Source organism: Parasutterella sp., assembly GCF_057870745.1.
In genome coordinates, this window is the sequence record NZ_DBMALT010000035.1 from 1 (window position 1) to 13442 (window position 13442).

Genomic DNA, 13442 nt, shown 5'->3' on the forward strand with positions numbered 1-13442 from the left:
AATAACTTGAGGAGTTAACACGAAAAGAAAAAAATGAAAATCTACTATAAGCCCCGTCTATCGGGGCTTTGCACGATATAAGGGGCTAAACACAGGTATATGTCACAAAAACTCCCTCTCAAAGCAATTTCAAGCGAGGCTCAGAAACTTTCGGAGGATAATTGATCAGCAACCGTTTCAATCAACCCCTGCTAATTCCACTCCAAAATTCAAAAAACCGGATTGAAATCTACTTTCATCCTTCCCACTATAGCCGGACACGACGTGAGTCAAAAATCGGATGGATGAATAAAGTACAAGCACAGTGTTTTCCCCGCCTAATATCATTACTCTTGCCCATGGGCCAAGTATAATTAGCGTAGAAAATACAAGGAATGTAATGCTGATACGACGTGCCTTTAAGTTTGAATTGAAGCCTAATGGCCGGCAGGCTCGTCAAATCAGCCAATTCTGCGGCTGTGCCCGTTATGTCTACAACCGCACCTTATCTCTTGAGAAGTCCCTGTACGCAAAAGATAACAAACACTCATTCAGATATACGGAAGCCGCCAATAGACTGCCTGAGTGGAAAACGAAACATCCTTTTCTGAAAGAGTGTCATAGTCAGGTGCTCCAGCAGTCCCTAAAAGATCTTGATCGGGCGTACACCAATTTCTTCGAAAAACGGGCCAATTTTCCGAAATACAAGAAGAAGTTCCGACATGACTCTATTCGTTTTCCTCAGGGAGTTGAACTCGATGAGATCAAACAGAAGATTAGGTTGCCGAAAGTTGGCTGGGTGGGATATCGGAAAAGTCAAAATATCATCGGTACGATAAAAAACGTTACCGTTATCCGTCACGGAGAGAAGTGGGATGTCAGCATACAGACAGAGTATGACAACATCCCTCCTGAGACGACTCCTTCTGAAGTAGGGATCGATATGGGGGTCAAACGTTTTGCAACTCTGTCGAACGGAGAGTTTTTTGAACCCATCAGCCCTTTCAAGCGTGAGCAGGAAAAACTTGCGAAGCTTCAAAGGAAGTTAGCCCGACAGAAAAAAGAGAGTAGGAACAGCAGAAAAACGAAACGTAAAATAGCCCGACTGTATCGCCATATCGCCGACAGCCGAAGAGACTTCCTTCATAAGACTTCGACACAGATTGCCCAAAACCACAGCACTGTGTTCGTTGAGGATCTGAAGGTCTCGAACATGTCGGCTTCTGCTGCCGGAACAAAAGAGAATCCGGGTAAAAAGGTTAAGCAGAAGCGCGGTTTGAATCGGTCAATTTTGGACCAGGGATGGTATGGCTTTTTCCAGATGCTCTCCTATAAGCTGGAGCGCAAAGGCGGAAAACTGATCAAAGTTGATTCCAGAAACACCAGCCGAACATGTCCGCAATGCGGTTATGTCTCTGCGGAGAACAGGAAAACGCAAGCCTCTTTTGCGTGTATTCACTGCGGTTACCATGCAAACGCGGATTTGGTCGGAGCAATAAATGTATTAAGGGCCGGACGGGCCCGGCTAGTCTGTGGAAAGAGTGGTGCAGTAAGGCCGCTGTCAGCAGGAACCCAGAGAGACCTGTTGCAGCACTAGGCTACGGCCGCTGCAGAGGTGGTATGGAATCCTCGCCATTTATGACGAGGAGGACGTCAATAGCTTTGCGCTTTCGGATGTAAGCGAAGAAGAAAGTCTGTTCATCGCCAGTCAGGCTGAACAGATGCTTCCCTCCCATTTCTTCGTTCCGCCCTCACTCGACAAATAAGTCTTCTTTCGGCTGACCGCAGGACACTCCCAAATTTAAATACCGAAGCGCTCCTACAGTCAGTTCACTCGTTTGTTTAAATCGACCCCCTGCATAATTGCTTCGCCCCAATCATGCGGCTTCTATCTTTGCGACCACAGGAGTCAAAATGCTAGATCTCAAAGGACTGTTGTCCAAGGCAAGAATGCCGATGGATATCACCCGACGCGGCTTCTTAGAAGTATCAACCGTCGCTGCCGCCATGGCTGCGATGAACGCCGCCCCCGCACAAACCGGTGCACAGCCGTACATCATTCTCTCCACTCCGAAAGGCATCCTCATTGCGGACCCGAGTTTATTGGTCCAACGGCCACCCGAAACATCATACCAACGAAGACGACGGACAATTGGGCTGCTTGCTTAACTGCATGTGCAACCGCGACCCGATGGCTCACGCTCATGTGAACTTCACCCGCAGCGGTCTGCCGATCAAAGAAATGAAGCACATCGCCAAAGTCACTTGGGGTGACGAAAGTGCTGTCGACCAAATCGGTGACTACACACCGATTAACCCCTATAAGATGAAACGCCTTCAGTGGGTTATCGCCAGAACCGAACCGCATAACATGCTTGGGTTGTACTCTTGGATGGCTCCGTGGGAGTACTGCCCCGATGAAAAGAATCAGTACGTCGGCGACCCCAACATGGAAGCCAAGATCTTCTCCGCTGTCACCGGCGTCAATAAGACCGGCGACGATCTGGATAAAGACGGCATCCGCGCTTGGCTGCTGCAGCGTGTCTACACAATGCGTCAGCTGGGTTCCTCCAACATGAGAAAGGACCACGACATGGTTCCGGGATGGATTTACACCGATCCGAAGGACAGAAAGCCCTTCACGAAAGGTACCGTCCGCATGGATCCGGATGACATCAGCAAGAGCTTTGACATCTTCTTTGAGCAGGTTGGCTGCGATAAAGAAACCGGTGTTCCGACAACGGATACTTTGAAGGCCTACCGTCTGGACTTTGTCATCCCTGTTCTGCAGAAAGAAGGTCTCATTAAATAACACGGGTCTTCCATCATGAGTCAACAGGAAAATATCTACGAACTGCCGCTCTTTAAAGCGCACGTACTGCTTTTAGCCGACATCGTGGCCGACTTCAGCGGAAGAACGGAATTGGCCAAAAAAGGGAAAGTAAAAGAGCTTTTTCTTCGTCAGGTCAAAACCGCTCCCGTGCCCGATGCAGCCGAGCTGCAGGCAGCCGCTGAAACCTCTACCGATGCGGTTTTAGAGCGTGCATTAAAGCGCAAAGAACAGCAGGAATTTGAGGTCCAGCTCACGCCGCAGGGTAAGGTTGATCTCTACGAGGCCGAGCATCCGAATCTGCGTCCTAGCCGCAAGGCTTTAAGCCGCAGAGAAATGCTTCGTTCTCTCGTCCGCGGAGATATTCATCCGAGCGACCTGCAGACCGAAGAAGAGCTGGAAGAGGAACTCCCTGAGGATTATTTCGAAACCGTCTGCAAAGCGACCGAAGAAGGCGACTTAGGCGTCTTCTCGATCACCGCACCGGACGGAGCAGAGTACCTCTACTTCAAACCGCTCATGTCGCACTCCTACGCCAGAATTCTAGCGGTCAAAGACAACGCCGAAGCGCTGGTGTGCGATCAAATTAGAGAAAACTCCCGAATTTATCCGCGGCCGGTTCCCTCTCAGATGTTCCTTGAGGCTCCGTTTGATTTTGATGTTCCGACGCTGGAATGTTTGCTTCAATCCATCGGACGGAAAGAAGAAAACAAGGACATCAAGTTCACGCAGACCTCCTCCGGGACGATTTTTCTGTACTCAGACAAATATTTGGACGACGACTTAGCGGAGTTCCTCGCAGAAGAGCAGGAAATGCGTCCGCTTAACCCGTAACCCACAAAGCATTCGAAGGCACAAAATGTCAACTCTCAAAACAACCATTCTCCTGTCCGCACTGGCGTGCTTAGCGATGTCCTCTGCCGCCTTTGCACAAGACAACGTTCCCGTTAAAGCTCCGGAAAGCCTCAAGAACGTTCCCTTTAAAATCGAAGGCGTAGAGGGTTTCCTTCATTCACTCGGAATCGACCCAAAAACTGAGATCAAGCTCTCTAAGAAAGAACTACGGTCTCTCGCCGAATCCAACTACAACGACAAGACGGCCCAACATTTCATGAGCGTGCATGCCCGTCACGGCGTGGGCTGCCTCTCTTGCCACGATCAATCCGAAGTTAAAGGTACGGCTTGGATGGCCTACGTCAGCAATCCTCCGATGAAGCAGGACTGCAAGACTTGCCACACGGTCCAGGCCGACGTATTCAAACACACGGATACGCACAGCAACCTAGACTGCATTGCCTGCCATATGCCCAATATGCCGAAACCGGCCGAATACAGCGAAGATCAGGCCAAGGTCGCAGGCACCGCTTTGTACCGTGCCCATATGTATAAGATCAATCCGTCGCCCGACAAGACTTCCTATGTTAAAAAGGAAGTCAAAGTCGACGGCAAGATCGTATCTCAGTACGAACTGGCTAAAGATGAAAAAGGCCGCGACTTTGTTGATCTGATGTGGAGCTGCGCACGGAATGCGCCTGCTGACTGGACGGTGTTTGAAGGCAAAGGCTGCCACAGCCAGTACACCTCTAAACTTGAAGAAGGTCTTGTCTACAAAGATCAGAAGCAGGTTTACGGCGAACTCGTGAAATGGCAGAACCCGATTAAAGAAGGCTACAAAGAAATTCGCGGTGCAACCGAACGCATCAATAAGCTGCTTGAAGTTACACGACTCGATCGCGATCAAAGAACCCAGGTCCTCTCCTATGTGGATTTGGCCACACAGATTGCCGACATGATCGAAAAAGACGGTTCCTGGGGTGCCCACGCTCATAACTATATGACCCAGCGCATGGCTGCCGCTCAGAATTATGTCCGCAAAGCTCAAGAAATCTTGGACGCAGGAAAGTTCTCCAAGACTGCAGTAGATCCGCTTAAGTAACCGTTCCGAGAGGCCCGGGATCGGGCCTCGGAGAGAAATCATGACAATAGACCGTAGAAAATTCCTAGCCGGCACGGCCCTCGGAGCCGTCACCGCTGTTTTTCTGGACAAGCAGGAAGCAAAGGCCGGTAATGTCAGCGGATATAAGGCTCGGTTTGCGATGATCTTCGACCAGAACAAATGTGTCGGCTGCGGAGCCTGCAAAGAAGCCTGCTCCGAAACCAATCACGTTCCTGCCGGTCAGCTTCGCATGACGCTGGAGCGCCAGTCGCCGCTCGACGGAACGCCTGGCAACCGCAAGTATGTCCGCGTATCCTGCCAGCAGTGTTCCGAGCCGCCCTGCGTGAGAGTCTGTCCGACAGGCGCTGCGCACATAGATCCGGCCACCAACATCGTGACCATGGACAATTCCCGCTGCGTCGGCTGCAAGTACTGCATTGCCGGATGTCCTTACAACGTTCGATTCATTAACGAAGAGACGAAGGCCGCAGAAAACTGCGACTTCTGCCTGCACTCCAAACTTGCCATCGGCGAGCAGCCGGCTTGTGTGCAAGCCTGCCGCTACGATGCGCTGGTGTTTGGAGACACGAACGATCCGAATTCTTACATCAGTAAGATGCTGGCCGTTAAGAACTCCGTGCGTGTACGCGCAGTTCTCGGAACCCATCCGAACCTGCATTACATTCCTAAAGTGAAAGAAGAGGTTTGATATGCAGACCACAGATATCGTCATTGACTTTACGACCGGTTTATCCGGAAGTGTGGCGTGGCCCTGGCCGATTGCCGTCTACCTTTTCTTAGCCGGTATTTCGGGCGGTGCGGTGGCCCTTGCCATCACCATCAATCTCTGTAAAGGGACGCACGCCGACAATCCTCAGATGAAGGCTGCCACCATGGTAGGCCTGGTCACCATTCTTTTAGGCATGGTGTGCTTGGTACTTGACCTGACGGACCCCTTCAACTTCTGGCGCATTCTGATCTTCTACAACCCGACCTCGGTGATGAGTATCGGTGTTGCGGCTTTGCTCTTCTATATCCCGCTGCTCTTTGTTTTGACGCTTCTAGTTTTCAGAGACTTGCCGATATTGAAGTTTTTAAAGCCGCTCACCGACTTCCTCGCGCACTTCCGAGTTGTGCTGGACTGGGTGGTCATGATCCTGGCTGTTGTGATCTGCGCTTACACCGGCTTCCTGATCTCCGCGCTGATTCGCTTCCCGCTGATCAACACGGCAGTTCTTCCGGCCTTGTTCGTCGCTTCGGGCTTTTCCGCCGGCTGCGCCGCGATTCGGCTCTTTGCGATTTGCTTCGGTGCAAAGCGAGAAGACTCCTCCATGCATATCCTGCATGTGGCTGAATACCCGATCATCCTGGTTGAAGCGATGTGCATCTTCATGATCGCCGTCTCTTTGATCACCGGCACGGAAGTGGCAAAAATTGCGTTCACTGCATTCACAACCGGTGTTTGGGCTTGGGTCTTCTAGCTCGGCGCTATCTTCGTCGGCATGATTGTTCCAATCACTTTGAGCTTCTTCCGCTCTGCAGCCTGCTTCTACTTAAGCTGCATTTCGGCAATCGCCGGCATGATGTGCCTGCGTCTGTTCATTCTTTACGCGGGACAGCTGAACGGATTGAATTAAACAAAAATAACTGAAACCTTCAATTTCTCCTGGGCGGCCACCGATGATTTGGTGCCGCCTCTTTTTCTAGAAGTTTCCCAAAATCTACTTTTGAGCACTCCCTCTTAAGAAGCGTGTAATTAGTTAAATAAATCAGTTGGTTACACAGAGAGTTAAACATACCCATCACTTGAAATCCCGCTGAAACCTCTACTCTCGCAATATCTTCTTTTTACTCTCTTGCTTAACGTTAAGTAATCGACTATTTATTAGTGTTGATAAAATTAGAACAAATCGGAGGCTTTATGGAAACAATTTTGGCGCCGCTCCCTCTTGGAACTTCGGACTTCTCCGCATTGCGCAAAAGCGGCCAAATTTATGTCGATAAAACAGGGTTGATCTACAAACTCGCCTCTAAGCGCCAGAAGTTTTTCCTTTCGAGACCTAGACGCTTCGGAAAATCCTTGCTGCTTTCGACATTCGAATCCCTCTTCAAATACGGATTAAGAGATTTCCATGGCCTAGAAATAGAGTCTTTATGGAAAGACGATAGCACTTATCAAGTTATACGATTGGATTTCTCCAATTTGAAAGGCTTTTCCTCTGCAGAAGAATTTAGTGAACTTCTCGACCAGTACCTCCTTGATACTTTAACTGTCAACCGACTTGTCAGTCCTATAAAGACTGAGAAGGAAGGTCTTCGTGCATTTATCGGTTGGTTGGCCCTGCAAGCTGACAATTCTGTAGTACTGCTCCTTGATGAATACGACACTCCGCTCACTACTTGTCTAAATAAACCAGAACTATTCGATGAAGTCAGAAAGAAACTTTGGAGACTCTACGCCGCTTTTAAGCAATGGGATGGAGCAATAAGATTTTTCTTCATGACCGGAATTGCAAAATTCAGCCAAACCAGCATCTTTTCCGAACTCAATCACTTTACAGATATTTCTTTAATGTCTGAGTTCGGTTCGTTGCTTGGATATTCTCACCAAGAAGTACAAAAGTACTTTTCGGGTTATCTCGAGCAGGCATCTTTCCAGCTCGGCATTGAAAAAGAAAAACTCCTGGAAGAGTTGACACTAAATTACGATGGATTTTGCTTTGAAAGAACAGCTACTCAACGCGTCTTTTCCCCTTGGTCACTATTGAAATTTTTGAATTTTCCCTCAAATGGTTTTGACAACTATTGGTATGAAAGCGGCGGACAACCAGGGGTATTGCTCGAATATCTAAAATCCCACTCTACTTTGAAACCTGAGGAATACGAAAGCGAAAAACAAGTCCAACTTGATGACCTGGCTCTTTCCGCAAAATTCTCTCTTTTGGAGGATAAAGTTCTGCTTGCGCAGACCGGCTACCTGACGATTAAAGCAGTGAGAGGTACAACCGTAACTCTGGGCTATCCCAATAGAGAGGTTAGCGTTTCGATGGCGCGCCTCTATGCGGAAGTCATTTTAGATAAAAAAGCCATCAACAGGGCTGGAGAGGGTTATCTTGCAGACTACTTGGAAAGAGGGGATCTCCGCGCTTTCGTAGAAGAAGTAAATCGCATTATTCTTGGAATTGATTATCAGGCCTTCCCTCTTACTAGCGAGGCCAGCTGCCGGTCTGCGTTATCTATCATGGTAAGCAGCTCCAGTGCCTTAATAACTGCTAGAAGTGAAGTTCACAATGCTCACGGAAGAAGTGATCTGGAAATTCAAACTGATAAAAATTACTGGGTTTTGGAATTCAAATTTTGTCGAGAACACGATTCTCAGGAATCACTCCTCCAAGAAGCCGTTCGTCAAATGAAAACAAGACATTATGGAAAGCAACTAGCAAAGTGCAATTTAATAAGAGCGGCGATGGTCTTCTCTCAAAAAGATAGACAATTCACACGTTGGGCAGAAGTCTCCGGCTAATCTATTGAGACTTGTTCTCTAGAAACCGTCCACGAAAGTTATCCAGATCCGTTAAAGCACAAAGAGCATGAAGAAGGAATTAGACGGAGTTATTTGGGATCTAAACGAATTGTCATTTGAAACTCCCTTTCCATCCGATCGTGGAAAATCCTGTTCATTTTTTCTTCAAAGCCTAGCGACATTCACCTGGAACACGCTACGTTCTTTTGAAGATAATCCAGCGACTCTCACTCAAACAACTTCCATATTGGCAGGCCATTCTGTCAGCGGACTCAGCAAACTCGATTTGCTGCAGATCAAAAATTTCGGTGACGGTGCAAGAGCATTGGCAGGCCTCATCCAGGAAGACAAATTTGAGTTATCCACTTCGACAGCCTGTCATCTACACAACTACGTCGGAAAAGAAGACGCCTTGGAATGGGGTGTCATTCGGTCGAGAGTTGTCAGCCTACATAACATTTCATTTGTCCCTCCGACCAAAGATCTCGAGAACATTATTCAAAACGGCTTCCACTTTCTGCAACATGAAGTCGCCAATCCTGTGGAACGCGCCATCGGCGTTTTTCTTTTCATGACACGAAATCAACCGTTCTATGATGCGAACAAGCGAACCGCTTCTTTGATGATGAACGGCTGTCTGATGGCAAACGGATACTCCCCGATTACGGTTCTGAATCAAAATTCCGAAGAGTTCCATCGTGAGCTGGGCTCGTTTTACGAATCCGGTAACGCCAACAATATGTTCAGATTTTTCCAAAAGACAATCCAAGAACTCTATTCAGAAGAGCAGTACAAAAGCTTTTCTGCAAACAGTAAGTAAGCTAAGCACAGACCTGAAGAAACTATCGCAATTCTTCAGGTCCGCTTTACTTAAAAAAATCACTTCCAGTTTTCTAAAGCCGCCGCGTTCCTTCCGGCGACCCTTCCGAAAACCATTGCGTCAGCATTTGCGCAAGCGCCTTGGTAGGTCAAGCCCCAAGTAGAACCGAGCTCTCCTGCAACATAAAGACGCGGGATCGGCTGGCCGAACGGATCCAAAACTTCCGCCTTCACAGATTTCTTCGGGCCTCCCATTGTGTGGTAGGTGACAGGAACCAGTTTCACGGCGTAGAATGGTCCTTCTTCAATCGGAGCTGACCAGCTCTTTACGTCACGTCCGACAAAGACAGCCTTCATATTCGGATCTGCCGTCAGCGTACGACCGTATTCAGTATCGATGCCTTTTTCTCTCAAATCGCTGTTCCAGCGTTTAACTGTTGCAGAGAGAACGGACGGGTCGGCAATGCCAAGTTTCTTTGCCAGCTCTTCAATCGTATCGGCCTTAATGATGACGCCGGAATCAATTTCTTTTTGATTGTCCTTGCTCCATTTATAGCCTTCGCGATTGATTGCCCAACCTGAACCGCCGTTGGAAATGAGCGGACCGGCTTTCAGGTAGCTCGAGTCCATAATCATGTAGCACGGAATTCTCGGATAACGATGATTAATGGCGTCGAAATTATTAACAGCCATCCAAGAGCAGTGGTAGTCGAGCTTTTTCTCATTCACAAAGCGTTTACCATCCTGGTCAACCCAAATAAAAGCCGGTTGTCTGGTAACCATAGCAATACCGGCTTTAACTCCGGGAACTTGAACGCCCAAAGGAGCAGAAACCGAATTCATATGCCACAAGTCGCATCCCATGGACTGGGCCATCAAGAGTCCGTCTCCGGTATGGGCAGGACTACCGAGGTAAGCCATCGGATTTCCGTAAATATAGCGAGCCATCAATTCAGGATTAGATTGGAAGCCTCCGGTGCAAATCACAACGGCTTTGTTGGCTTTCACAAAATAAGGTTTGCCTTCGTATACGGCCTCGACACCAAGAACCTCATTGCCTCTCCTCACCAATCTTCTGGCAGGACAATTAACAAGAACCGGAATATTTCTCGCCTTTACTGCGCGGTCAAAGACTCCAAAGAGTCGATCTCCGCCTTTCGCGCCGGGAACGTTTCGCATCGACATCTTATTCACGCAGTCGGCGCCCGGCAAATTTTGGTATCCCGCATGACCGTATACGCCGATCTTTCCTTCCGGAGCCAGCGAAGAAACATAGTCGCCTAAATGAAGAGACTCTTCACAGAACAAATCCAGAAGATCCTTGTCCCATTCGGAGCGAGACAACTCATACAGCGCCTTTTGGAACTTGTAATAGTCTTCTTTGTTTGTCGGAACGACAAAGCCGCCGGAAGAAACCGAAACGTTTCCGCCTCCTGCCGGCGTTTTCTCGAGGATGAGAACCTTTGCTCCTGCATCTGCCGCAGCAATCGCTGCGTTAGATCCCGCGTTGCCGTAACCGAGAACAAGAACATCTGTCTCATTGTTCCATTTCGGCATATCTTCCGCATGTGCGACTTCGATCGCGACACTCATTCCGACCGGTGCCGCAGCAAGCGATAGAGAGCTCTTGAGTAAGTTTCGTCTTGTTGTCATCTGCCTCTCCTTGACGAGGTGGTTGGAATCCCTTCTGTATATACCTAATTTTTGGGAGAGTCAACGAATAATTTTGTGTGCTACTAAAATCCGCTAATCCCTGCCGCGACAAAGGCTTGAAGTTTGCTAATCAACATGTGCGAAATGGCCGCACGGACATTCAAGCAAACAAGAAAAATACAAAAATATAATTGATATTGATAATCGTTATTATTTATGTTATATTGCTCCTATCGGTTGATTGAATTCAATCTTCTCCTTTGAAGCATAGAGTTCTCACGCAACTCCTTGTCAGCAAAAGAGCAATTGGGGTGTAAAATTTTGGGCGAGAGTCATTAGGCTCCCGCCCTTTTCTTATCCTTTTCTGGCCCGTTTCCAATATCCGCTTCATTAATAATTGAGGCGGACAGACCAAAGACAAAGCTCAAAACTCGTCTGACACAATTTCATACAAACGTAAATGCGAATCGTTCTCATTTTATGATATGATTTCAATCACTGGATGACGTCTTTTGAGACAGAAATCTTCTCCTTGGAGCAATCCAAAGAAATGGGGTGAAAATATTTTATGCGGAAGGTCTTTCGACCTTCCGCTTTTTTTTCATTTTTTAAAGTGTACCGTCTGAACCGGATCGGCGTTCCCTCCGAACCTCACCGGGGAATCAAAAGACTCTGCCTCCGTCGTCGGCAGGAGATCGTCCCGCTCAAACTTCACTTCCGAAGTCTTCATGGCAGTGAGCGACATAATCGCGCCTGTAACCACCGCCCACGGAGATTCTTCTTTCTTTAAGGCGGCGTCAATGGCAGCGATATGCCTTGCAGCGCCATCCAGCAATGCCTGAGCTTCCGCATCATCCAGCCCGGATAAAAACTCTAAGAACATGGGCAGATAATCCGGAAATTCATTGCTTTGGATCGTAAGCCCGCGCTCTTCATAGAGCTTTTTAAGGTTGATCATCGCCGAGCCGCGCTCCCGAGAATCTCTGTGCATGTGCTCAAAAAGGTTCAAACTCGCTTTCTTGCCGATATCAAAAGTCGCCACATACTCTTTCTGCAAATCGGCCATCGGCGTCTCAATCATGTGATTGATAAAAATCTCGAGCGCCTCCTTCTGATCTTTAGCAAGCGTCGATTCTGCAACGGCTGCCTTGATTTCCTGCAGATTATCTTTGAGCACTGCGTCCGGATACAAAAGCAGGCAAGCCAGCGCTTTTAACCCCAAATTCACATCATTCTCCTCTAACTTTCGTTATTCGTATGTTAGTGAATGACGTCTCGTCAGCCCCTTAACCTCTGCTCAATTCGAACAAACAAAGGGTTACAAATTGGAGTGCGCCCATAGAATGAGAACAAACCCGAATAAAAGTTCGAGTTCCGTTTCTAGTTAAATAAGGAAAAAATATGCGTCCAGATATCAAGGTTTGGAATCCTGAAAATCCGGCCCAATGGAATAAGACGCTAGCATGGACGACTGTGTGGCTAAGTACCTTCAGCCTGACTCTAGGCTTTTGCGCTTGGTTCTTGGTCCCGTCTCTCGCCCCGAGATTAAACGAAATCGGCTTTTCGCTCACCCACAGCCAGCTCTACTGGCTTGTTGCTATGGTGGGTCTTTCCGCAGGTACGCTGCGTATTTTGTGGACTTTCTTACCCCCGATTCTCGGTACCAGAATTCTTGTCACACTCTCAACGGGTTTGCTTTTAATCCCGCTCTTCTGCTGGGTATACGCGGTCCAGCATCCTGACACTCCCTATTGGATGCTGATCTGCTTTGCGCTTTTAAGCGGCATCGGCGGCGGCACTTTCTCCGGCTTAATGGCCTCTACAAACTACTTCTTCCCGAAGCATGAAAGAGGATTAGCCCTCGGTATTCAGGGCGGTCTTTCCGACTTCGGTACCGGCTTGGTCCAATTCGTCACGCCGCTTGTCATCGGCTTCTCCGCCTTTGCGTTCTTAGGCGACGGTCAAGTCGCGCACCTCCCTGACGGCAAGACAGTTACATACTGGCTGCAGAACGCCTCCTGGGTCTGGATTCCTCTGGTCGCAATCATCACGATCCTCTCCTGGCTCTTCCTGCGTTCCGTCCCGGTCTCCGGCAACGTCAAACAAGAGTGGACCATCTTCGGCAACAAACATACTTGGTTCATGACGCTCTTCTATTACGGAACTTTTGCTACGTTTGCCGGCCTCGGTGCTCAGCTGGGTCTGCTCGGCAACCATACTTTTGCCGGTATTGAAGGCGCTCCGAGCGCCGTTGCGCTTGCCTGGTTGGGCCCGGTTATCGGCGCCCTTTCCCGCGTCGGCGCAGGCCAGGTCTCCGATAAGATTCGCGGCGGCCGAGTCACGACAGTTATGGCCGTCTGCAACATCATTGGTCTGCTTGCCCTTTGGCTCTACAAACCTACAACCGTATCCGGCTGCTGGATTTGGCTCCTCGTGATGTTCTGGGTCTTCTTCTGGACCGGCGTGGGCAACGCTTCCACCACTGAACAGATGGCTGTCCTCTTCCCGCCGCTTCAGGGCGGTGCCGTGGTCGGCTGGACCTCCGCTGTCGGTGCATACGGTCCGTTCACGATCGGTATGCTGCTGGCTGAATGCGGTGCGGGCGCAATGTTCGGTATCTCGACACTGATCTTTGTCGCCATCCTGGCCATCAACGTTTACTACTACGATAGAAAGAACGCCCCGGATCTTTGCTGATCGTT

Annotated in this window: 11 protein-coding genes and 1 pseudogene; 9 read left to right on the plus strand and 3 right to left on the minus strand. The window is 48.9% G+C overall.

What is annotated here, in order from left to right:
• The first annotated feature begins 379 nt into the window (after window positions 1-379).
• Window positions 380-1576: an RNA-guided endonuclease InsQ/TnpB family protein gene (locus ACZND6_RS09575; RefSeq protein ID WP_489524607.1), complete on the plus strand. Its 1197-nt coding sequence runs from the start codon at window positions 380-382 to the stop codon at window positions 1574-1576.
• A 280-nt stretch (window positions 1577-1856) separates the two neighbouring features.
• On the opposite strand, the gene ACZND6_RS09580 is transcribed toward ACZND6_RS09575, so the two are convergent.
• Window positions 1857-2060: a hypothetical protein gene (locus ACZND6_RS09580; protein ID WP_418582132.1), complete on the minus strand. Its 204-nt coding sequence runs from the start codon at window positions 2058-2060 to the stop codon at window positions 1857-1859.
• A gap of 5 nt (window positions 2061-2065) precedes the next feature.
• Here ACZND6_RS09580 and ACZND6_RS09585 point away from each other — a divergent pair, with 5 nt between their 5' ends.
• The 7 genes and pseudogenes from ACZND6_RS09585 to ACZND6_RS09615 all read left to right on the plus strand — a co-directional run bounded on the left by ACZND6_RS09585 (window position 2066) and on the right by ACZND6_RS09615 (window position 9088).
• Window positions 2066-2791, plus strand: coding sequence for an aldehyde ferredoxin oxidoreductase C-terminal domain-containing protein (locus tag ACZND6_RS09585; protein ID WP_240141243.1), 726 nt, complete (start codon window positions 2066-2068; stop codon window positions 2789-2791).
• A 15-nt stretch (window positions 2792-2806) separates the two neighbouring features.
• Window positions 2807-3643: a hypothetical protein gene (locus ACZND6_RS09590; RefSeq protein WP_021867740.1), complete on the plus strand. Its 837-nt coding sequence runs from the start codon at window positions 2807-2809 to the stop codon at window positions 3641-3643.
• 25 nt (window positions 3644-3668) lie between these two features.
• A complete protein-coding gene (locus ACZND6_RS09595) occupies window positions 3669-4745 on the plus strand; it encodes a cytochrome c3 family protein (RefSeq protein WP_293737838.1) in 1077 nt (358 codons plus the stop codon).
• A 40-nt stretch (window positions 4746-4785) separates the two neighbouring features.
• The gene (locus ACZND6_RS09600) at window positions 4786-5454 is read left to right on the plus strand and encodes a 4Fe-4S dicluster domain-containing protein (protein ID WP_293737839.1); all 669 of its coding nucleotides are present in this window, start codon (window positions 4786-4788) and stop codon (window positions 5452-5454) included.
• A gap of 1 nt (window position 5455) precedes the next feature.
• Window positions 5456-6382, plus strand: a pseudogene (nrfD, locus tag ACZND6_RS09605) (NrfD/PsrC family molybdoenzyme membrane anchor subunit).
• 284 nt (window positions 6383-6666) lie between these two features.
• Window positions 6667-8268: an AAA family ATPase gene (locus ACZND6_RS09610; RefSeq protein ID WP_149889007.1), complete on the plus strand. Its 1602-nt coding sequence runs from the start codon at window positions 6667-6669 to the stop codon at window positions 8266-8268.
• Window positions 8269-8515: 247 nt separating this feature from the next.
• Complete coding sequence (locus tag ACZND6_RS09615; RefSeq protein ID WP_173020598.1) at window positions 8516-9088, plus strand: Fic family protein; 573 nt, start codon at window positions 8516-8518, stop codon at window positions 9086-9088.
• A gap of 59 nt (window positions 9089-9147) precedes the next feature.
• Here ACZND6_RS09615 and ACZND6_RS09620 read toward each other — a convergent pair whose 3' ends face one another.
• Both ACZND6_RS09620 and narJ read right to left on the minus strand, forming a co-directional pair.
• The gene (locus ACZND6_RS09620) at window positions 9148-10740 is read right to left on the minus strand and encodes an FAD-dependent oxidoreductase (RefSeq protein ID WP_205123906.1); all 1593 of its coding nucleotides are present in this window, start codon (window positions 10738-10740) and stop codon (window positions 9148-9150) included.
• A 601-nt stretch (window positions 10741-11341) separates the two neighbouring features.
• A complete protein-coding gene (narJ, locus tag ACZND6_RS09625) occupies window positions 11342-11968 on the minus strand; it encodes a nitrate reductase molybdenum cofactor assembly chaperone (protein ID WP_149879605.1) in 627 nt (208 codons plus the stop codon).
• Between the two features lie 173 nt (window positions 11969-12141).
• Between narJ and ACZND6_RS09630 the strand changes: the two genes are divergently transcribed.
• Window positions 12142-13437 (plus strand): MFS transporter, encoded by a 1296-nt coding sequence (locus tag ACZND6_RS09630; protein ID WP_149879604.1) that lies wholly within the window; start codon window positions 12142-12144, stop codon window positions 13435-13437.
• The last annotated feature ends 5 nt before the right edge of the window (window positions 13438-13442 follow it).

Coding starts and splice junctions, on each gene's coding strand:
- ACZND6_RS09590 (WP_021867740.1), top strand. CDS start 2,807: ATGAGTCAACAGGAAAATATCTACGAACTGCCGCTCTTTAAAGCGCAC.
- ACZND6_RS09575 (WP_489524607.1), top strand. CDS start 380: ATGCTGATACGACGTGCCTTTAAGTTTGAATTGAAGCCTAATGGCCGG.
- ACZND6_RS09595 (WP_293737838.1), top strand. CDS start 3,669: ATGTCAACTCTCAAAACAACCATTCTCCTGTCCGCACTGGCGTGCTTA.
- ACZND6_RS09610 (WP_149889007.1), top strand. CDS start 6,667: ATGGAAACAATTTTGGCGCCGCTCCCTCTTGGAACTTCGGACTTCTCC.
- ACZND6_RS09580 (WP_418582132.1), bottom strand. CDS start 2,060: ATGCCTTTCGGAGTGGAGAGAATGATGTACGGCTGTGCACCGGTTTGT.
- ACZND6_RS09630 (WP_149879604.1), top strand. CDS start 12,142: ATGCGTCCAGATATCAAGGTTTGGAATCCTGAAAATCCGGCCCAATGG.
- ACZND6_RS09600 (WP_293737839.1), top strand. CDS start 4,786: ATGACAATAGACCGTAGAAAATTCCTAGCCGGCACGGCCCTCGGAGCC.
- ACZND6_RS09620 (WP_205123906.1), bottom strand. CDS start 10,740: ATGACAACAAGACGAAACTTACTCAAGAGCTCTCTATCGCTTGCTGCG.